The sequence below is a fragment of the Pedobacter sp. ISL-64 genome, assembly GCF_018613605.1.
Classification (GTDB): domain Bacteria; phylum Bacteroidota; class Bacteroidia; order Sphingobacteriales; family Sphingobacteriaceae; genus Pedobacter.
In genome coordinates this window covers 171,379-190,973 of sequence record NZ_JAGGPU010000008.1, presented here as the reverse complement: position 1 = coordinate 190,973, position 19,595 = coordinate 171,379, and the positions used below count along the sequence as shown (strand labels likewise).

19 protein-coding genes and 1 other RNA gene are annotated in these 19,595 nt (G+C 36.8%); 4 read left to right on the top strand and 16 right to left on the bottom strand.

Annotation, left to right across the window (positions count from 1 at the left end):
- Positions 1–97: 97 nt before the first annotated feature.
- Both J7E57_RS12705 and J7E57_RS12700 read left to right on the top strand, forming a co-directional pair.
- On the top strand, positions 98–997 hold the full coding sequence (locus J7E57_RS12705; protein ID WP_215128967.1) for a glycerophosphodiester phosphodiesterase family protein: 900 nt from the start codon (positions 98–100) through the stop codon (positions 995–997).
- Between the two features lie 27 nt (positions 998–1,024).
- Complete coding sequence (locus tag J7E57_RS12700; RefSeq protein ID WP_215128965.1) at positions 1,025–1,720, top strand: GDSL-type esterase/lipase family protein; 696 nt, start codon at positions 1,025–1,027, stop codon at positions 1,718–1,720.
- Between the two features lie 378 nt (positions 1,721–2,098).
- Here J7E57_RS12700 and bioD read toward each other — a convergent pair whose 3' ends face one another.
- The 4 genes from bioD to J7E57_RS12680 all read right to left on the bottom strand — a co-directional run bounded on the left by bioD (position 2,099) and on the right by J7E57_RS12680 (position 5,212).
- A complete protein-coding gene (gene bioD, locus J7E57_RS12695; protein ID WP_215128963.1) occupies positions 2,099–2,707 on the bottom strand; it encodes a dethiobiotin synthase in 609 nt (202 codons plus the stop codon).
- On the bottom strand, positions 2,708–3,829 hold the full coding sequence (locus J7E57_RS12690; protein ID WP_215128961.1) for an aminotransferase class I/II-fold pyridoxal phosphate-dependent enzyme: 1,122 nt from the start codon (positions 3,827–3,829) through the stop codon (positions 2,708–2,710).
- Between the two features lie 74 nt (positions 3,830–3,903).
- Positions 3,904–4,356 carry a DUF4890 domain-containing protein gene (locus tag J7E57_RS12685; protein WP_215128959.1) on the bottom strand — a complete coding sequence of 151 codons (453 nt, stop codon included), beginning with the start codon at positions 4,354–4,356 and terminating at the stop codon, positions 3,904–3,906.
- Between the two features lie 79 nt (positions 4,357–4,435).
- Positions 4,436–5,212, bottom strand: a complete 777-nt coding sequence (locus tag J7E57_RS12680) for an XRE family transcriptional regulator (RefSeq protein ID WP_086546492.1) — start codon at positions 5,210–5,212, stop codon at positions 4,436–4,438.
- Positions 5,213–5,345: 133 nt separating this feature from the next.
- Between J7E57_RS12680 and J7E57_RS12675 the strand changes: the two genes are divergently transcribed.
- The gene (locus tag J7E57_RS12675; RefSeq protein ID WP_029275228.1) at positions 5,346–5,696 is read left to right on the top strand and encodes a GIY-YIG nuclease family protein; all 351 of its coding nucleotides are present in this window, start codon (positions 5,346–5,348) and stop codon (positions 5,694–5,696) included.
- A 92-nt stretch (positions 5,697–5,788) separates the two neighbouring features.
- On the opposite strand, the gene blaB3PEDO is transcribed toward J7E57_RS12675, so the two are convergent.
- The 3 genes from blaB3PEDO to J7E57_RS12660 form a co-directional block, all read right to left on the bottom strand.
- Positions 5,789–6,646: a PEDO-2 family subclass B3 metallo-beta-lactamase gene (gene blaB3PEDO, locus J7E57_RS12670; protein ID WP_215128957.1), complete on the bottom strand. Its 858-nt coding sequence runs from the start codon at positions 6,644–6,646 to the stop codon at positions 5,789–5,791.
- A 25-nt stretch (positions 6,647–6,671) separates the two neighbouring features.
- Positions 6,672–9,845, bottom strand: a complete 3,174-nt coding sequence (locus J7E57_RS12665; protein ID WP_215128956.1) for a peptidase MA family metallohydrolase — start codon at positions 9,843–9,845, stop codon at positions 6,672–6,674.
- Positions 9,846–10,018: 173 nt separating this feature from the next.
- The gene (locus J7E57_RS12660) at positions 10,019–12,469 is read right to left on the bottom strand and encodes a transglycosylase domain-containing protein (protein ID WP_215128954.1); all 2,451 of its coding nucleotides are present in this window, start codon (positions 12,467–12,469) and stop codon (positions 10,019–10,021) included.
- Positions 12,470–12,613: 144 nt separating this feature from the next.
- Here J7E57_RS12660 and J7E57_RS12655 point away from each other — a divergent pair, with 144 nt between their 5' ends.
- The gene (locus J7E57_RS12655) at positions 12,614–13,492 is read left to right on the top strand and encodes a polyphosphate kinase 2 family protein (RefSeq protein ID WP_215128952.1); all 879 of its coding nucleotides are present in this window, start codon (positions 12,614–12,616) and stop codon (positions 13,490–13,492) included.
- On the opposite strand, the gene rnpB is transcribed toward J7E57_RS12655, so the two are convergent.
- From rnpB to J7E57_RS12610, 9 genes are all read right to left on the bottom strand, one after another.
- Positions 13,493–13,874: RNase P RNA component class A (gene rnpB / locus J7E57_RS12650), an RNA gene on the bottom strand.
- Positions 13,875–14,055: 181 nt separating this feature from the next.
- Positions 14,056–14,478, bottom strand: coding sequence for a c-type cytochrome (locus tag J7E57_RS12645; RefSeq protein WP_215128950.1), 423 nt, complete (start codon positions 14,476–14,478; stop codon positions 14,056–14,058).
- Between the two features lie 143 nt (positions 14,479–14,621).
- Positions 14,622–15,272, bottom strand: coding sequence for an SCO family protein (locus J7E57_RS12640; RefSeq protein ID WP_215128948.1), 651 nt, complete (start codon positions 15,270–15,272; stop codon positions 14,622–14,624).
- Between the two features lie 146 nt (positions 15,273–15,418).
- On the bottom strand, positions 15,419–15,679 hold the full coding sequence (locus J7E57_RS12635) for a YHS domain-containing protein (RefSeq protein ID WP_215128946.1): 261 nt from the start codon (positions 15,677–15,679) through the stop codon (positions 15,419–15,421).
- 109 nt (positions 15,680–15,788) lie between these two features.
- On the bottom strand, positions 15,789–16,220 hold the full coding sequence (locus J7E57_RS12630) for a hypothetical protein (RefSeq protein ID WP_215128944.1): 432 nt from the start codon (positions 16,218–16,220) through the stop codon (positions 15,789–15,791).
- Positions 16,221–16,230: 10 nt separating this feature from the next.
- Positions 16,231–17,145, bottom strand: a complete 915-nt coding sequence (locus J7E57_RS12625; RefSeq protein ID WP_215128942.1) for a transporter — start codon at positions 17,143–17,145, stop codon at positions 16,231–16,233.
- 25 nt (positions 17,146–17,170) lie between these two features.
- Complete coding sequence (locus tag J7E57_RS12620; protein WP_251029898.1) at positions 17,171–18,181, bottom strand: cytochrome-c peroxidase; 1,011 nt, start codon at positions 18,179–18,181, stop codon at positions 17,171–17,173.
- 27 nt (positions 18,182–18,208) lie between these two features.
- A complete protein-coding gene (locus tag J7E57_RS12615) occupies positions 18,209–18,979 on the bottom strand; it encodes an MbnP family protein (protein WP_215128940.1) in 771 nt (256 codons plus the stop codon).
- A gap of 145 nt (positions 18,980–19,124) precedes the next feature.
- The gene (locus tag J7E57_RS12610) at positions 19,125–19,496 is read right to left on the bottom strand and encodes a hypothetical protein (protein WP_057933044.1); all 372 of its coding nucleotides are present in this window, start codon (positions 19,494–19,496) and stop codon (positions 19,125–19,127) included.
- Positions 19,497–19,595 lie beyond the last annotated feature (99 nt).

The following is a 19,595-nucleotide window of genomic DNA, read 5'->3' as shown; positions in this document are numbered from 1 at the left end:
AACATCTGACAGATTATTAATTTTAAAAGCTAAACCAATTATAGATTAATAGTGTCAGATGGTAACAGCTGACGCCACTATAAAATCCCTTCTAAATATGAAACTTAATACAACAGCAATTTTTATTTTCTTGTCTGCATTTGCAGTTAAATCATTTAGCCAGGAAGTTAAATTTCCGGTATTTAGCGCAGAAGCACATCGTGGTGGAAGAGGACTTATGCCCGAAAATACCATTCCAGCGATGTTAAACGCCATGAAAATAGAAGGAATTACTACTTTGGAAATGGATACCCATATTTCTAAAGATCGTAAAGTAGTAATAACCCACGATGATTACCTAAGCCCGGCATTTATGCTTACGCCAGACGGAAAAGATATTCCTGTAACTGATGCCAAAAAATATCCGATTTTTGGAATGAACTACGCTGAAATTAAACAGTTTAATCTGGGTACCAGGTATTATGAGCAATTTCCTCAGCAGAAAAAAGAAAAAACATATCTTCCATTACTTTCTGACCTAATAGATGCGGTTCAGCACGATATTAAGGCAAATAAGCGCAAGCAGTTTTTTTATAACATAGAAACTAAATGTAACGAAAAAGAAGATGGGATTACCAACCCTAAACCCGAAGAGTTTGTTAAACTTTTAATGGATGTAATTTTAAAGAAAAAAATCGCTGATTTTGTAGTAATCCAATCTTTTGATAAAAGGACAATCCAGATTATTCACGAAAAGTATCCTAAAATAAAAACCTCTTTTTTGGTTGCCAATAAAAAAACATATGAAGAAAATATTGCCGATTTAGGTTATAAGCCCTTTATTTTAAGTCCGGTTTGGCAAATGGTGAATGAAGAATTGGTTAAAAAAGCACATGCTGATGGTGTAAAAATCATTCCCTGGACTGCCAATACCTTAGCCGATATTCAGAAATTAAAAGCCTTAAATGTTGATGGTATTATTTCTGATTATCCGGATATTTTAGTTCAGGCAAAATAGTATTTTAGGCCTTTATAAAAGTATAATATGAAAGCACTTTTTAACAAGTTATTGGTAACCGTTGTTGTAGTTACGTTGAGTTTTACAGCAGCTACGGCTCAGGTAGTAAAATGGGACAGTACTTACCGTCCTGGGAAATATGTTGAGTTGGTGGCTAAGTTTAAAGCCGATCCAAAATCTAAAACAGATTTTGTCTTTTTGGGTAACAGCATTACAGCTGGCACGGATTGGGCTAAACTTTTAGATCTGCCACAGGCAAAAAACAGGGGGATTTCAGGCGATATTACTTTTGGTGTTTTAGAGCGTTTACAAGATGTAATTGATGGCAAACCGACAAAGGTTTTTATCCTGATTGGTATAAATGATATCTCCCGGAATGTTCCAGATAGTGTGATCTTAAGAAATTATAAAACAATGATTGCCAGAATCAGAAAAGGTTCTAAGAAAACACACATCTATTTCAATACGCTATTGCCAGTGAACAGTGCTTTCGAAAAATTTAAAAACCATTATGGCAAAGACGAACATATTCTTTGGTTAAATGATGAAATCAGAAAATTTGCAGATAAAAATGTAACAGTTATTGACTTATATCCAAATTTTACCGATCAGGACAAACATTTAAGGGCAGAACTTACCAAAGATGGTTTACACCTTATTCCGGCAGGATACCAGGTTTGGGCAGAATTTCTTAAAAAGTCTGGTTACTTAGCTGATCGATAATTTTTATGGCGATAGTGGTTTGCTGCCTTGTTAGATGGCCATGTGTTTGGAAAGCAGGGATGGAGGCATTAGTTAACAGCAATCCCGCTCTCGCTTCTGCTCCGATGGAAAAATCGGGAGCATCCCGCTTTGATCGGGTTTAGGTGGCAGTGCCAATACTACTATTTGAGGTGGAGATTCAAGAAATAAATAAAACTCTGTATTATGCTATTAAACCAGTAATAGTTGCAGAAGCGCTACAGTCCTAAACCTGGTTGACGCGGTAGCTTCCGATTTCGTTCAAATCGGGACTACAAGCAGAAGACAGGACTAAACTTTAAATGCAGTACGACAACTGCTTTCCAAAAAAAACACACTATAACTGGCTTTTGGAATTTGTTAAATAAAAAGGTCCTGGCCGGCAGTCAGCACTTTTTCTTTATCGATATCGCTGAAGCTAGGTACATTGCCCAGCTTTTTTATTTTGGTATATTGCTGGATATATCTTTCCGTTTCCACATTCTCATCGCCATTAAAAATGATGCCTTTAATTGGAATTTTATATTGTTTAAGCAGATTGACAGATAAAAGTGTGTGGTTAATACTTCCTAAATAATTTTGTGAAACCAGTATCACTTCAATATTCAACTTTTTGATCAGGTCGATAATCAGCTCTTTTTCGTTTAAGGGTACCATTAAACCCCCAGCGCCTTCAATAATCAGATTGTTCTCCGTTAAAGGCATATTGATTTTGTTCAGATCAATGTCAATGCCATCTAATCTCGCTGATAAATGCGGTGATAGGGGTTGTGTTAGTCTGTAGCTTTCCGGGTGGATAACGGTTTGCGTATTGCTTATTAAACTACCTAATGTTATGCTATCGCTAGTATCTAAATCTCCCGATTGGATCGGTTTCCAATAATCGGCTTTTAGTTTTTCGGTTAAAATGGCACTGATTAATGTTTTTCCGATACCTGTTCCAATGCCTGTGATAAAATATTTAGCCATTTAATTCAATTCTTTAAGGTGGTTAACCAACGAAATAATTTCCTCGTCGGTATTAAAGTTGTGAAGACAGATTCTGAGCCTTTCTTTGCCCAAAGCTACTGTTGGGCTTAATATTGCCCGTACATCAAAACCTTTGCTTTGCAGTGCCGTAGCGGCCAGTTTAGTTGCTTCATTTGGTGAAAACAAAATACCCTGAATAGTACTTTCGCTATCAAGTGCACTAATGTTTTGCTCTTTTAACATATTTCTAAACAATGCAATTTTTTGATGAATCAGCTGATGATCAATTTTATTTAAGTGTTGGTATGCCGATCTAACCGCAACTATATTATGAATGGGAGCAGCTGTGGTGTAAATGAACGATCTTGCAAAATTAATAAGGTAATGGCGTAAGTTTTTACTTCCTAAAATAATGGCTCCGTGTACGCCTAAGGCTTTTCCAAAGGTTACAATTCGTGCAAATACTTTACTGGTCAGGTTAAGCTGGTTGATCAATCCGCTGCCCCTTGCACCAAAAACTCCCGTAGCATGAGCTTCATCTACAATCAGGTTGGCCTGGTAGCGCTCACAAAGGTTAGATAGCTCTATTAATGGTGCAATATCTCCATCCATAGAATAAACGCTTTCTGCCACTACAAATATGTTTCCTTTTGCCAGTTTCAGTTTGGTTTCAAGATCGTTTATATCGTTATGAAGGAATTTATAACGCGTAGCGTGGCTTAACCTGCAGCCATCTATAATGCTGGCGTGAATCAATTCGTCAGTAATAATGGTGTCGCCGCGCTGCGGGATGCTTGATAATAGCCCTACATTGGCATCATAACCGGAATTAAAGATCAATCCACTTTCGGCCAGGTGAAAATCGGCAATAAACTGCTCGGTTTCTTCAGTAAACGCGGTATTTCCGCTTAACAGTCGCGAACCTCCAGCTCCGTTCAGGTAATTGGAGCGTGTGGTTATGGTATCGTCAATCTGTTTTTTTAATTCATCGGATCTGGCAAAACCTAAATAATCATTAGAACAAAAATCAAAAGGAGGGATGTTCGTCGATAAATTCCTGATCGAAAGGTTATCTTTTCGTTCCTGAAGTTTACCGTTAAGAAACTGTTCAATTTTGCTCATCGTTCAAAAGTAAAAAAAGCGCCCCGAATAATCGGAACGCTTTCAAAAATATAATTAATTAATGTTTGAACTATTTATCCTTGTGCAGGAGGATTAGAAACTACGGGTGCTTTGTCTTTTTTACCTCTTCCACCCATTCCTTTTCTCATTTTCTCACCCTTTTCTTTGGCTTCGGCGCGGAAAGCATCCATTTTGGTTTTTTGTTCAGCAGTTAAAATGCCATCTATTTTAGCTTTTTGCTCGTCAATAGCGGCTTTACGTTCTTTCATTTTGCCTTTCATATCGCCTTGATCAGCAGATCTCCAAGCCTCCATTTTCTTTGCGTTTTCCAATTCAATGGCGTAAATTTTGGTCTTTTGATCAGCGGTTAAGCTTAGCTGTTTCTCTAATCTGGCGGTAACCTTTTCTGCTCTTTGCTCGGCAGTCATTTTAGGCATTGCCCGTCTTACTCTCTTTGTAGTGTCTTGAGCAAATGCAGCGGTTAATCCCATTACTGCAATTGCTATTGTTAAAATTGCCTTTTTCATGTTCTGTTTTTTTATGTGTTTGTTAAATCAATAGATACATAAAAATGCAAACGGTTTAATCGGGCCTTGTTAAAAAATGTTAATTTTTATTTAACTGAGAGATTGATTTCTGCATTTGCGCCATCATCTGGGTCAAAGTTTCCATTGTTGGATCTGGTGCAGGTTCTGGTAATGAGGTAGATATATATGCCTTGGCTTTCCAGATTTCCAGGATGTCGTCGGCAGCAATTGTATAGGCATCATATACCTTATTATCTGATATCAGCTTTAAATCTTTATTCTCTCTGAAACGGTTACCTGCTCTTTTGTATACTACACCTTCATTTTTACTAATCACGATGTACGTTTCGCCGGTTTTTACTTCATTCCAGTTATCCAGGTATTCGCCAATAATCACACTGCCCGGTTGAACAGGTAACATACTATCGCCCATAATTTCAAAAGCCCTAAAGGTACCTTGTCTTAATGCGGCTAAGGGAAGTTGAAATTTCGGTAGGTCGCTAATATATTGAGGATCAGAAAAACCGTTCAAATAACCAGCGCTTGCTTTAACCGGAACCAATTCGATGTTTTCGCGATCGTTCTGATCAACAGAAATGCTCAGTACCCTTAGGTTAGATCCCTGGCTTTTTGGCTTCGGTTTCCAGCTGTCAGATATTTTCTCATTGATGAATTCATCGATAGTAAGATCAAAGTATTCGGCTATTTTTTTTAGCAAATCATATTTAGGTTCCGCCCGGTCTTCCTCGTAAGCCCCGATGAGCGATCTCTTGATTTCCATTATATCAGCGAAATTTTGCTGTGTATGGCCTTTTTTCTTCCTGAGGTACTTTAAATTATTTGAAATATTTGACATAAAAATAAATTTTAAAATAAATTTGGAATTACTAAAATAATTAGTAATTTTATGCTCATAAAGTTAGTAATATTATTTTGAATTGCAAGAGGGTATACTAAATAGTTTAGTTTTAAGTTTTAAACATAAGATCATGAAAAAGTTTGTTTATATCGTTACCGACAGAAATCGTACAAGTATGCACGTGGGCATGAGCTCTGATTTAATGAAGACACTGGATTTCTACAAACAGATGCCAAACTTATTTTTTGATAACGGGCAGCAATTAACCCGTCTGGTTTATTTTGAAGAATTTAAAACAGAAGCACAGGCTTTGCTGCGTTTTAAATCAATTAGTCGGTTTACACGCATGCAAAAAGAACGTTTGGTAAGATCTTGTAATCCAGATTGGATTGATTTAACTATAGGGCTCGATTTCGAAAATATTCTTTTACATCGGAATATAAGCAATCAGGTAAAACTATCATTTACGAGTTTGTCTTAATTGTTACGTTTATTAAACTAAAAGAAATTAAACTATCTCCATAAAAAAAGCGATTATTTGTATTTAATCGCTTTTAACAAGTTAGGAGAAGGTTAATTTTTTATTTTTTCGAGGAAAACATTTTCCAGATCTTCAAGATTCTTGAAAAATTTACTTTTATCCATAAAGATTTTTGGATTATAAGGGGCTCCTGATTTACGTTTATCATGGAGCTCAAACTGACTTGCGTGAGAGGCAACCCAAAGATCAAAGTCAAGCTTTTTCATTGCCTTAAAAGTTTCGGTATAATCTTTTTGGATATCTTTATATGATGCTATTTCTGAGAATTTTCTATCAACAATTATGGATGGCATATTGGCAATCAAAATTTTGTAGCTAGAATTTTTATCTTTCGTATCAAATATAAAACTACACGATCCTTTAGTATGCCCAGGATGATGAAGCATTGTTAAAGTAGTGTTGCCTAATTTAATCTTATCGTTATTCTTCAATAGGAAATCAGGTTTTACAGGCTTGAAACTTATGCCATATTTTCCAAGCTCATAATCCAATTTTCCGCCTGTTTCAAGAGCGTCCGCATCTTTCTCATCTACATAAAGTTTTGCACCGGTTTCTTTTTTAATCTCAGACATCGCACCCAAATGATCAAAATGAGCTTGGGTTAAGAGCAAAATTTTGATTGATTTATAATCAAATCCCAAAGCTTTTATATTTTCTTTTATTATTGAAAGCGAATTAGCTAAACCTGTATTTATTAATATATTTCCTTTTTCTGTTACAATTAAATAAGAAGCTAAATCATAAGTGCCTACATAATATAGATTACCTGCAATTCTAAATGGCTCTGTAGCTTGAGACCATTCTTTTGGATTATTAGCCGGCTCTGTTACTGTTTGAGCAAAACCCACCAGACTGCAAGACAATAAAACCATTAAAAATATTTTTTTCATATGCAATTTCGCAATTAATTTCCTTTTACCACCCTGGAGCGAATGTTAAACCAAATACTCCAGTTTTAACATCTTTCCTTTGGAAAGGAATCGCATAATAAGGCTCTAATACAAAATAGCCAAAAACGTTTACCCGTAACGAAATACCAATACTCATTGCTGGCACACGTTCCGTTGTAGATTGATAGGTAACTGGATTTCCTTTATCATCTTTAACAGGAACACCATTGTTATCTAATACAGGTTCTGTCGTATAGGTCGGTTCACTTTTAAACTTCACCTTGGTGTCGTTTGTCCAGGCCAATCCTGCATCAAAGAATAAATTCAGATCAGAGAATAAAAATCTAGAAGGTATTGCAGCTAACTTTTTAGGCCCTGTAAAAGGTAAGCGTACTTCGAAGTTAAAAACGGCTATTTTACTTCCTGTTAACTGGTTAATATCGAAAGATTCTGACGATTGAGCCGAGGTACTTTTGTAAATTGAATTTGATTCGTAACCTCTAATTAAATAAGGATAACCCAGATACATTGGATAAAGTCTATCCGCATCTTTACCAATTCTTAAAGTATTGTAACTTCTTACGGCAAAGGTTACGGGCTTAGCTCTCCAATATTTACGAAGATCGGCAGTTACACCAGCAAAATTATAGGAGCCAAAATACTTTTCCCCACTTACACGGTATCTAAAACCATCAAGTGGACCAGTAAGGCCGAAAATAGAATTATCACCGATAAAGCCAGCGTTTAACTGATAAAGTGTAAAAGAATTAAACGGAATGCCGTAGTCCTGAGAAGCAACGTCGTTAGAAATCCTGCTTTTGTCTGAACCAATGTAGTAACCCGCCGAATTGTAATAATTGCTATATCGATCAACTCTATAACTATAATGCGAAAATGCACCGCCCAATTCAAATCTATGTATTTTACTAAATGGGTAAGCCCCAAAAACCTGGATCTGATCTTCGAAAGTTCTAATAATATCCGTTCTGTCTGCTAAGGCGTTAACAGTTTGGTTATCACCTGTAGGGATATTTTCGTATCCGTAAGACCTAAACCCTGATACATATGGAATATGCGAAACAGCCGCCCCCCAGTTTATTCTGCTTTTTTGATTAATGTAGCCTACTAATCCACCAAAATCGTAAATTTCTCCATTTACGGATAGATTTGCTATGATTTGATTCGTGCCTAATATATCGCTAAACATACCCACAATACCACCTGAAACACCGGTTCCGAAACGGCTGGTAGAAACACCAACACCACTATTTGCTAAATAATCTAATCTGAATTTCGGTTTGTATGGCACAGTTTTCATCGAATCGGCTATGGTTTTTTCGAAACGATCAAAATTATTTAAATTGGAATTGATGATGTTTACACCAATGTTTTCCATCGGGGGAAGGATAGCAGCATCAAAGTTTTCATCCTGATTACCAATTCGTTTCGCTTTAAAGCTGCTTAACTTAGCATTATACAAAGTATAACGTTGGTAGCGATAATAGCTATATACAATATCATCAGTTGTAGATACTGAAATTGCAGGCGAAAACTCGGTAATCCCGCTAATTCCTGTAAAATAATCGGTTAACTGATCTACTGTATTATCTGCGAAATTGTATTTATATAAATTCCTAAATCCATCTCTGTTAGAAAGGAAATAGATATTTTGACTGTTTGAAGAGAACTGTGCATTTAGGTTATTTGCTCCTGGAAAAACATTTAAATTGCTCACCGTTTTAGAAGCGATATCGTAAACAGCTAGGTTTATAGGCAGTACTGCATTAACTACGTTCGCCTGAATTGCCGCTCTATCTGATGAAAATACCAATTTTTTGCCATCTGGAGAGTAACTAGGTGCATAATCAGAATAAACATCGTTAGTAATTTGAGTAACTGTTTTGGTGTCTAAATTGTAAGAGAAGATATCACTTTGTCCTTCAACCATGCCCGAAAAAGCCACATCTTTTCCATTTGGCGACCAGGTTAAATTACCAAATTGCTGCACCTGATCCATCGCTGTTTGAGAAACTGTGGTTCCGTTTGAAACATTGATAATCATCATCTGGTTTTTACCATGGCTGAAGATACTAAAGGCAAACTGTTTACTATCCGGCGACCATGCTCCAGCTGACTCTATAAAGTTGAAATCATCAATATGGCCGTTAGAAATCTGACTGCTCAGCTTCCTGATAATTCTGCCGGTTTTAGCATCTGCAAGAAACAAATCAATGCCAAAAAGGTCTTTTTCTGACATGAAAGCCAAATATTTCCCATCTGGACTAAGGGCAGGGGCAACGTTCATATTGCCTGCGTTTTTATTATCGATGATTTTCGTGCCCGTAATTTTGATCTGCGAACTATCTGCTTTTAACATTGGTTTATAATGCGCATCGATAGAATTTTTCCATAAACCCGACAATGTTTTGTCATCATAGCCAAAAGTATACCTGATAGCGTTTTCATAACCATATTTTGCAGTATTCTTAAACAACGGAACGATGGTGGTATCGCCGTACTGAGAACCTATGTAAGTCCAAAATGCCTGGCCATAACGGTAAGGGAAATATTTATTAGAGTTGGTTAAATCTTTCAATGAAGGGATATCACGGTTCAACATGGCATCGCGCATCCACATGGAAGTAAATGCATCCTTTTTTCCGATTGACAAGTATTCAGCCATACCTTCAACCATCCAGAGTGGTGTTTGCCCAACATTTTCTAAGCTAATCGAATCTTTTTCGAGCAAAAGGTGGTATTGAAAAGCATGAACAAGCTCGTGACCTAAAACGTGTCTTGTTTGGCTATTTAGCTCCATAACAGGCATAATTACCCTATTTTTTAGTGCCTCTGTAACTCCACCGGTACCAATTCCAATTTCTCCGTTAAGAGCTGTTGTTTGCTGGAAATCAGGATGGTTATTATACAGAATAATAGGATTTTTCTTTAAAAAAGTATCTCTAAAAACTTCCTGATGCATTTTGTACCAGGTTTCGGCGTCTTGCGAAAACCGTTTTAAAAGTTTCTCGTTTTTGATATAATAATAAATCTCGAAATGGGGGGTTTGCAAAACTTTAAAGTCGAGTTTTTTATACCTTACCTTGTTTTGTCCGAAATATTGGGCCTTAACAGAAAAAGAAAGAATAAGCAGAAGCAATAAAGAAGAATATCGCTTTAATAAAGTAGAGCCTATTTTCATATGTGTGGTTTTAGTAATGAAGTTCAATAATTTGCGAAAATGAAATTGTAAGAGATTTGGAAAATAAAAATAGCAATTGTTTAAAACAGTATTAAAATTTTAACACTTTTTAGAATTTTTTCTACTCAAAAGCGCAGATAGTTGAGGTATCTGGTTATTTATCGCGATAAAAACTAAGGCTGATTGTTCTCGTTCTTTTTCTTTTCTTTTTCTTCCTGACGTTGTTTTCTTCTCAGTTCTCTTTCTTCCTTTTTGGTTAAAGGAACAGTAGCTGCTGGAGGAGTTTGAACAGGCTCAACTTTCTTTTCTTCTTTTTTTACTTCAGGTTCAATGGTTACAGGAATAACCGTTTCTGGTGTTTCAGGAACGGTAAAATCTGTTGAATCTACTGCTAAGCTATCGGTTGATGTGGTATCTCTTATAATCCGTGGGCTAGGGCAGTTGTAGGTTCTCGTAATATCAACTGTTGCTTTAGGGAATGGACCATATGTATAACCGGATTTTGGATCGAGGTATACTTTCTCCATAAACTTAGCGAAAATGGGTAGTGCCGTTCTTGAGCCTTCTCCTTGTTCACCGTTTTTAAAGTGTGCAGTTCTTTCATCACAACCCACCCAAACACCAGTTACCAGGTCTTTGGTTAAACCCATATACCAGGCGTCTACATAATCAGAAGAAGTACCTGTTTTACCGCCAATTTGATTGTTTTTTCTAAATAGATCCGGCCATTCCCATAATGCTTGCGATGTACCTTCTGGTTCTTCCATACCACCACGGAACATATAAGTCATTAACCAGGCAATTTCTTCTGTTAAAACCCTTTTTGTTTTAGGTTTAAACTCCTCAATTACATTGTTATCCTGATCGGTAATTTTCTCAACTAAAATGGGATCAGTTTTGATGCCTTTATTCATGAAGGTAGCATAAGCTTTTACCATTTCATAAACTGTAACATCGTTTGAACCCAAACTTACAGATGGAACAGATTCTAGATGGCTATCGATTCCGCACTCGTGTGCATATTTTACAACGTTATCCCAGCCCACCTTTTCGGTTACCTGAGCGGTAATGGTATTTACTGATTTCGCCATTGCCCACCTTAAACTCATTTCGCGGTACGAAACACTGTAATCAGCATTTTTTGGCTCCCAATATTTCGTTTCACCTTTATCCTGATAAGCGATTTTAACTGGTTTATCTGTAAATTTATCACAAGGACTCATGCCTTGTTCTAATGCCGTTAAATAAGCAAAAGGTTTAAAAGTAGAACCTGCCTGGCGTTTAGATTGGTTAACGTGATCATATTTGAAAAATTTATGGTCGATACCACCAACCCAAACTTTAATCTTACCACTTGCGGGTTCCATGGTCATCATTCCGGTATTCATGATTTTACCATAATAACGGATAGAATCTAAAGTAGAGAATGAAGTATCACGATCGCCTTTGTAAGTGAAGATCTGCATCCTTTTCTTTTTATTAAAATAAGCGGTAACAGAATCTGGACTGTTAGGGAATTTCTTTTGTAAAAGTGCGTAAATCGGCAAGTTTTTCATCGCCCTGTCTGGATAATTAACCTTTTGTTTTTCAGAATCGTACCAAGGATCTTCGTTGCCCCACACATTATAGAACCTGCGCTGCAAAATCCTCATCTGATCGGCAACTGCTTCCTCAGCATATTTTTGAAGTTTAGAATCTATAGTAGTGTAAATTTTTAATCCATCTTCATAAAGGTCGTAACCATTATCAGTACTCCATTTTTCCAAGTATTTTGCCACAGCAGCCCTTAAATAAGAGTCACCATCACTACCATCCTGCATTTTGCCTTCTTTTAGTTTAATCGGCTCCTTTGATAATTCTGTCAAACTATCTTTGCTCAGGTACTTGTACTTGTTCATTTGTGCAAGCACCACATTTCTTCTTTCTAATGCTTTTGCAGGGTTTTTGGTTGGATTATATAATGTTGTGCCCTTTAGCATACCCACAAGCATGGCTGCATCTGTAGTGGCTAAATCTTTTGCTTCCTTATCAAAATAAATCCGGCTGGCTGTTTTTATCCCATAAGTATTGTTACCGAAAGAAACAGTATTCAGGTACATGGTGATAATATCATTTTTAGAATAGTTAGATTCTAACTTTACAGCAGTCATCCATTCCTTTAATTTTACAATTAAGGTTCTTACTAGAGGTATTTTGATCAATAATCCCTGCGATTTATTATACCGCGTACGGTAAAGGTTTTTTGCCAATTGTTGGGTAATAGTACTGGCCCCGCCATCTTTTCCTAAGCCAACAACTGCACGGCCAACCGCTTGCACATCAATCCCCCAATGTTTGTAGAAACGCACATCTTCGGTAGCAACCAAAGCTTGCACTACACTCGGTGCAATTTCATTATAATTTACAGGCGTTCTGTTTTCTTTAAAGTATCTGCCAATCAGTTTTCCATCGGCAGTGTAAAGTTCCGAACCTACACGAAGGGTAGGCGCTTTAATATCTCGAACACTTGGTGAGTAGCCAAATAGCCACAAAAAGTTTAATTGGAGGGCAGAAAAGAAAATTATTATAAAAAATAAAAATATTGTAGAATAACGTAAGTACTTGTTTTTTATCTCTTTAAACATATTGGATAAGATGATCTTTAGGTAAAAGCTGTGGCGTTAAATATAAAAAACTCTATATGCAAATTAACGTATTTAATTTACTTATTTTTTAGTTCTATATTTAAATTATTGATGCATCGATTTATCTAAAACCAATACATGATTATGAAAAACGAATTTAAAGGATTAATTGTACAAGGCGATAAGAAATTTTCTTTAAAAAATCACAAAACAGATTATACTGGCGGTTATAATAAAGAAAAAGCTAAAGATGCATTGGTGAATTCGAAAATAGAACTCAATCATTTACAGGAGAAATTATATGCATCTGGAAAACATTCCGTTCTGATTATTTTTCAGGCAATGGATGCTGCAGGGAAAGACAGTGCAATCGAACATGTAATGAGTGGACTAAATCCACAGGGATGCCAGGTTTATACTTTTAAAGTGCCAACGTCAGAAGAATATGAACATGATTTTTTGTGGAGACATTATAAAGCTTTGCCAGAACGTGGCAGGATAGGTATTCATAACCGTTCGCACTATGAGAACGTTTTGGTTTGTAAGGTGCATCCCGAATATGTTTTAAGCGAAAATATCCCAGGACTTAATGATGTAAAAAAGATCAATAAAAGCTTTTGGCAACAGCGCTATAAGAGTATCAGAAATTTTGAAGAACATTTAACGGCCAATGGAACGGTAATTTTGAAGTTTTTTTTAAATGTGAGCAGAGATGAGCAAAAACAACGCTTTTTAGAACGTATTGATGATCCTACTAAAAACTGGAAATTCTCTTCGGGCGATATTAAAGAAAGGGCTTTATGGGATAAGTATATGGAAGCTTATCAGGACGCGATTAACGAAACAAGCACAGTAGAATCGCCTTGGCACATTATACCTGCCGATAAAAAATGGTTTGCCCGATTGGCAATAAGTGAAATTATTGAAGATAAATTAAAAAATCTGGATCTGAAGTTTCCTGTTTTGGGCGAAGCAGAAGTGGCCAAACTCGACGAAACAAAAAGTATTTTATTAAGTGAATAAAAAAAATGCAGGTCTATAAGCCGGGTTCTGTTTCCTGATTGCTCAGGATTTCTATCATTTATCCACTATAAACGTTGCCGTTTATCTCTAACGACCTACCCACTAACATCGGACGGGCAGCCCTACGTACGTTAGCCTATTTGGTCTTTCAACTCTCGGGGTTTACAAACCACTACAATCGCCTGTAATGCTCGTGCGCTCTTACCGCACGTTTTCACCCTTACTCAGACATAAGCCAGAGCGGTATATTTTCTGTTGCACTAATCCGTAATTCAGGTTTTCATTCCTGAACCCCTTTCCGTTAGAAAGCGAGATGCCCTGCGTTGCCCGGACTTTCCTCTCTCTCGATTTTACCCGAGACAGCGATAGAACAACCTGCATTTTGCGCAAAGATGGGGTTTTTTAAGTACAAAGGCACAAAGAACACGAAGATTTATCTCTGGTTATCGTCATGCTGAATTTATTTCAGTATCTGTATTAATATTTAAGACCCTGAAATGAATTCAGGGTGACGTACGCAGTAGAAGAAAAATACCTTAAATAGAAATAATTATAGCACCTGTTTATTTACAATTCTGCAAATCCTTTGAAACCTGCGAGTAGGGCACAAAACCCTGCTTATTGCCAAACGAATTGCTGATATAAACCATTACCTGTGCTACATCAATATCAGCCAGTTCAGAGAAAGCGGGCATTTTATCTTTGTATTCTTTTCCGTGGATGATTAAAGATTCGTTTGCCCCGTTTTTGATAAAACAAGCTAAGCGGTTTTTGTTTGTTTTTAAAAATACCGAATCGGTCAATGGGGGTGCAAGCTCACCCAATCCTTCACCATTTTCGCCATGACAATTCTGGCACTTGGCTTTATAAATATCTTTTCCGTTAGACATGTAATTCTGCAGATCGATTGTTTCCTGGTTTTGGCAGGATACAATGATGCCTATAATGAAAAGGAAAAAGATTGAATTGATAATGTACTTGCGCATGGACTTTTGTTGTAAAAATCGTCATTTCGAGCCTATGAAATGGAGTCGAGAAATCTAATAGATTCATTAATGGATTTCTCGCCCGAAAGTTCGGGACTGCACTTCATCCGATAGCTATCGAATCGAAATGACGATTGAGATTATTACTTTTTATATTCGGCCAATAAAACCGGGATATCCTTTTTTAATTGTTCTACCTGCTCTTCTTTAGTGCCATCATAAGCACCGCGGATCCGTCTGTCTTTATCGATTAAAACCAAATATCCTTGATGGATATACCCATCTTTAGCAGTACTATCTTCGCCAACAGCCACTAAATAGTTCTTTTCTGCCAGGGTATATACGCTGTCTTTACTTCCATAAAGAAACTGCCATTTTGGTCCGTCTACACCTAATTTTTGAGCGTATTTTTTCAGAACGTGGGGTCTGTCGTATTTAAAATCGATGGTGTGTGATACAAACATCACATCCGGATTAGTTTTAAATTCATTGTAAACCGACATTAAGTTGCGGTGCATGGTAGGGCAGATGGTGGTACAAGAAGTAAAGAAAAAATCAGCAATGTAGATTTTACCATCTGTTGCCTTGTTCGTTGTTACTATGCTATCCTGGTTTAAGAAAGACCAATTCGGAATAGTTTGGTAAACGGTATCAATTTTCTCTATTCCAGCTGCATCTCTAACGGTTTCGGCATGACGTTCGCCATAAAAGGGAAGTTTTCTCTCTTGTTTACAAGCGGTAAATATGGAAACAACTAGCAGACAGGTTGCGATGTAAGCAGTAATTTTATTCATGATTTTATGTTAAAAGTGTAAATATACGAGGTAATTTGTTTGGGTTATCGTCATGCTGAATTTATTTCAGCATCTACTACCCAGAATCAAAGACCCTGATCCGATATGAAAAATCGGGACAGGTTGACAAACATTAGTCTCCCGACTTATTTTTTTAAATACTTTGCTGGTTCGGCCACAAACTTTTGCTTACAGCTTTCCGAACAGAAACTATAGGTAACCCTATTATAAACCGTATTTTTAGCTGTCTGGGCTTTTACTTTCATTTTACAAACAGGATCTACCGTTGCTTTCTTTGCAGAATCGATAGGCCTTGTTTTTGATCCGTTGATTACTGGTGTCGCATTTGATTTTAATGACAGGGTTGTTAATCCAATTAGGATTATTGCGAAATTTAATTTTTTCATTTTGAATTGTTTTAAAGTCCAGGGCCGGATGTTCGAAGACCGAGGTTTAGATACTTAATTTGTTAAATTTTATATCTTCGGCCTCCTGACATCTGACTTCCCGACTGTTTTATTTAATTTGATATACGTTTATCAACGAATCTGATTCTCTGGTAACCTTGATGTAGCTATCTTCAACGGCCCTTATTTTCACCATTTCGGATTTATAATAATCAAGATCTTCCTGTTCAGTTTTTCCCTTAAAATCGTCTTTGAAGAAGTGCATCCAATCCATCATTTTTTCATCGGCTGCATTTAACCGTATAATTAAATCGTTTATTTTTTGTTTTTGTAGTACCGAATCCTGAGCAAGTTTAATCTGATCTGAAACCAAGAGTTTGTCTAATTTCATTTTGTTCTTTACTACTTTTTCCCCATCAATCATTAATTTATCGTGGATGTTAAGTACTTCCTGGCGTATCGCTTTCGAATCAGGTTCCGTTTTACAGGAAAAAAGTAAAGTAGTTACTAGGTACAATACCGTAAGATTTAATCTGTTCATATGCTGTGATTTAAAAATTATAAGTAATTCCAACATAAACCTTTCCGGCACTCATTGGGTGATCGGTTTCGGCTTCCCAGATATTCTTTTGAATACCTGCATTTAGCGCCACATTCTTATAAAAAACATCTATACCTGCGCCGCCCATCAGATTATTCATGACGTGCTCTCCGGTTTTTTGGCCTTTGTATTTTTCCCCACCAGAATATTCATAAAAAAACTGCGCTGATGGCATAATCTGAACATCTTTACCAATCCTTTGGGTATAAAAAATATTTAAGAAACTGGTCGTGCTGTTAGCAATACCTTCATCGCGGCTGTTGGTTCCGTTAACCTTGTAAGAAGTATTTAAACTTGCCCCAAATTTGCCCAAACCTACCATATAGTTCAGGTACACAAAACCATCGGTACTTCCTGTTCCTGCCTGCATCAGTGAGGAATAACGGATACCTGCCGCATTTTTGAAATCGTTTCTACCTGTTGGCAATTTTATACCGGCTCCGGCAATCAATTGTTGTTTGAAACTATCTTCTAGTTTTTGCACGAGATGGTAACCTACATACAAATTAATATCGCCCAGGCTAGAAATAGAGGAGGTATATCCATTGTAACGCTCGCTATTGGACACATACGGTAAAATGGCATTGATTTCCAGTTTACTATTGATGAAATATTTACCTCTAACCTCTAAAGAACGATAAAGTTCATAATCATCTGGATTGCCCGCATGATTGGTTATAGGTGAATCCTGGCTTCGCGCTGGGATAAAGAAATTTCCTCCATTTGGAAATAAGGAATGCGATTGTCGTTCGTAGCCGCTAAACGAACGGTAACGATATAAAACGCTGATGCTGTTACGGTTGTAATAAGGGGTGATGCCCATAAAACAACCACAGATATCGCAGGCAAAAACTTGGCCGCTCATGAGTATGAAAACTAAAATCAATAATTTACGACTCGCTGTATAGTGTGTTTTTGATAAATTCATTGTCTGTTAATGTTTTTAAAAAGGCTTTAATCTGCACTTTTTCTGTGGTATTTAAAGGGATGCCGTTTTTTAGTTGAACGTCGAGATTTACTGATGCTTTAACGCCCGAATTATAATGTTCTAAAACCTCATCCAAGCTGTAAAAGCGCCCATCGTGCATATATGGACTCGTATATTCGATATTGCGTAAGGTAGGCACACGGAACTTTCCTAAATCTGAAGCTACACCCGTAATATGCGATCGCCCTTCATCGGTACTTACCAGATCTAATCCGTTACTGCGGTAAGAAAAATCAGTAAAAAATGGTTCTGCATGGCAGGAAGTGCATTTTTCTTTGAACAGATTGTAACCCGCCAATTCTGCTGAGGTAAAGGAAACAGCACTCTCTTTGCGCATTACCTTATCGTATTTCGAATTTCCTGAAACCAGTACTGCCGTAAATTGAGTAATCGACTTTAAAATCAGTTGCGAATTGATTTCTGTTGAACCATAGGCCTGTTTAAATAAATCAGGGTAAGGAGCCGTGTTTTTCAGGAACGCAACGATTGTTTGTATATCAGTACCCATTTCGCAGGCATCGGTAATGGCATTAAGCGGAGAAGTCTCGATGTTTTTTACACCTCCATCCCAAAAGAACGCTTTTTGCCATGCCAGATTAAAAAGTGGAGGTGTATTCCGTTTTCCCTGGCAATTATTTACGCCATGACTCACTTTATGATCAAGTTGTGTAAAAGCAGCAAATTGCTGATGACAGCTTCCGCATGAAACACTTTTATCGGCAGATAAGCGGGCTTCGTAAAATAATTTCTTACCCAGCGCAAAACCTGCATTGCTTAATTTATTGTCTTCGAAATTGTATACCGGAGCAGGGAAGTTGACGGGAACCGAAAAGGTAATTTTCTTTTCCTCTGGTGTTACTTCATCTTCGTTCTTACTGCAGGCATACATCAACGCAATGCTTAAAAAAAGCATTGCGAAGACAGTTATTTTCCTTAACATTTAGTTGTGAATATGATCTAAACGAAATAAGCCATTTGCATAGTTGTTGGCTACAATTACAGAATTTGCCCCACCCATGGTCATATTCAAAGCAGCGAAACTCACATCGGTTTTACCTGTAAATAATGCAGCTGCATTTACCTTAAAGTGCATATTCGGTTTACCATCTGTTCTCACGCGAAGCGGGTTTGCCGCATTAATCTCCGTAGTAAAAGTTCTAATGGTATTGTTTGGATCAATAACGCCACCAATGTGGAAGGTAATTGTATTTCCAGTTGCTGTTGATTGTGGTGAAGTTCCCTCTAGTTTAACGAATATGTAACCACTGTTCCAGGTCCAGAACATGCCGTTGATCGGATCTAGGGCACCAGTTTGTGCTCCAGCAAAATTACGGGCATAATCTACACCAATGGTGTATTCTATTTTGGTATAATCGCCTGTTGGTACATCTTTTAGCGTAATATTTGTCGATTCTGTCTTCGATGCATCAATTAAGAAATAACTTTCCGGAAGGAGATAAGTGGTGCCGTCGGCTTTGCTTAATTTAATATTGCTAACATAGTATTTAAATACATTGATCTTAAAATCTTCGCCTTTGGCATTTTTGTAAGTTGTAGTGTTTAAAACCAAAGGACTTCCGTTTACCTGATTTTCGAATTCAATAGAGAAAGTAGATCTGGTATCTGCGGCAACTTCATCGGTGTTTTTTTTGCAAGAAGATAATAATATAATAGGGCATAACAATGCCAAAAAGTATTGTGATAATTTCATTTTAAGAAAATTGGATAAGTAAAAAGTATTTAAAGAAATTTTAATACGGCCGTCATGCTGAATTTATTTCAGCATCTTATTGACAATAATAGACCTGATCCCGATTATCGGAACAAGATGACGATCGCAAAATAAAAAGATTTACTTAAACCGTTTTCGGTGGATGAAAAATGGAAATGGAAAGATCTTTAACCGGTTTTTCGATATAAAGATTTTCGGAAGTGATGATGAAATAAGGAAGATGGTGGTTTAATGCGATAGTCTGAAATCTTGGTTCAGCCTCTGCAACCCTTTTCAGGTTTTCCTGAGCCTGTTTGTTTTTACCCTCAAGCTCTTTTAGTTTTTTAGCTAGGAAACATTGTCCATCACAGTGTAATTCTGGATGTTCTTTATTGATACAAAATACACTTGTAATGTATTCTTTGTTCATTTTATAACCAGAATAGATTACCAATTGCATGGCGCCGTTAGAAACGGTACACGTAATGATCAGATATATTAAGATTTTTTTGAACATGGTATTGCGCTGCAAAAGTATTAAAGAAATTGGTTGCAGCAAAAAAAATAAAAAAGACATAAAAGCCTTACCTCAGAAGGCAGGTTTAAACTTTGTATA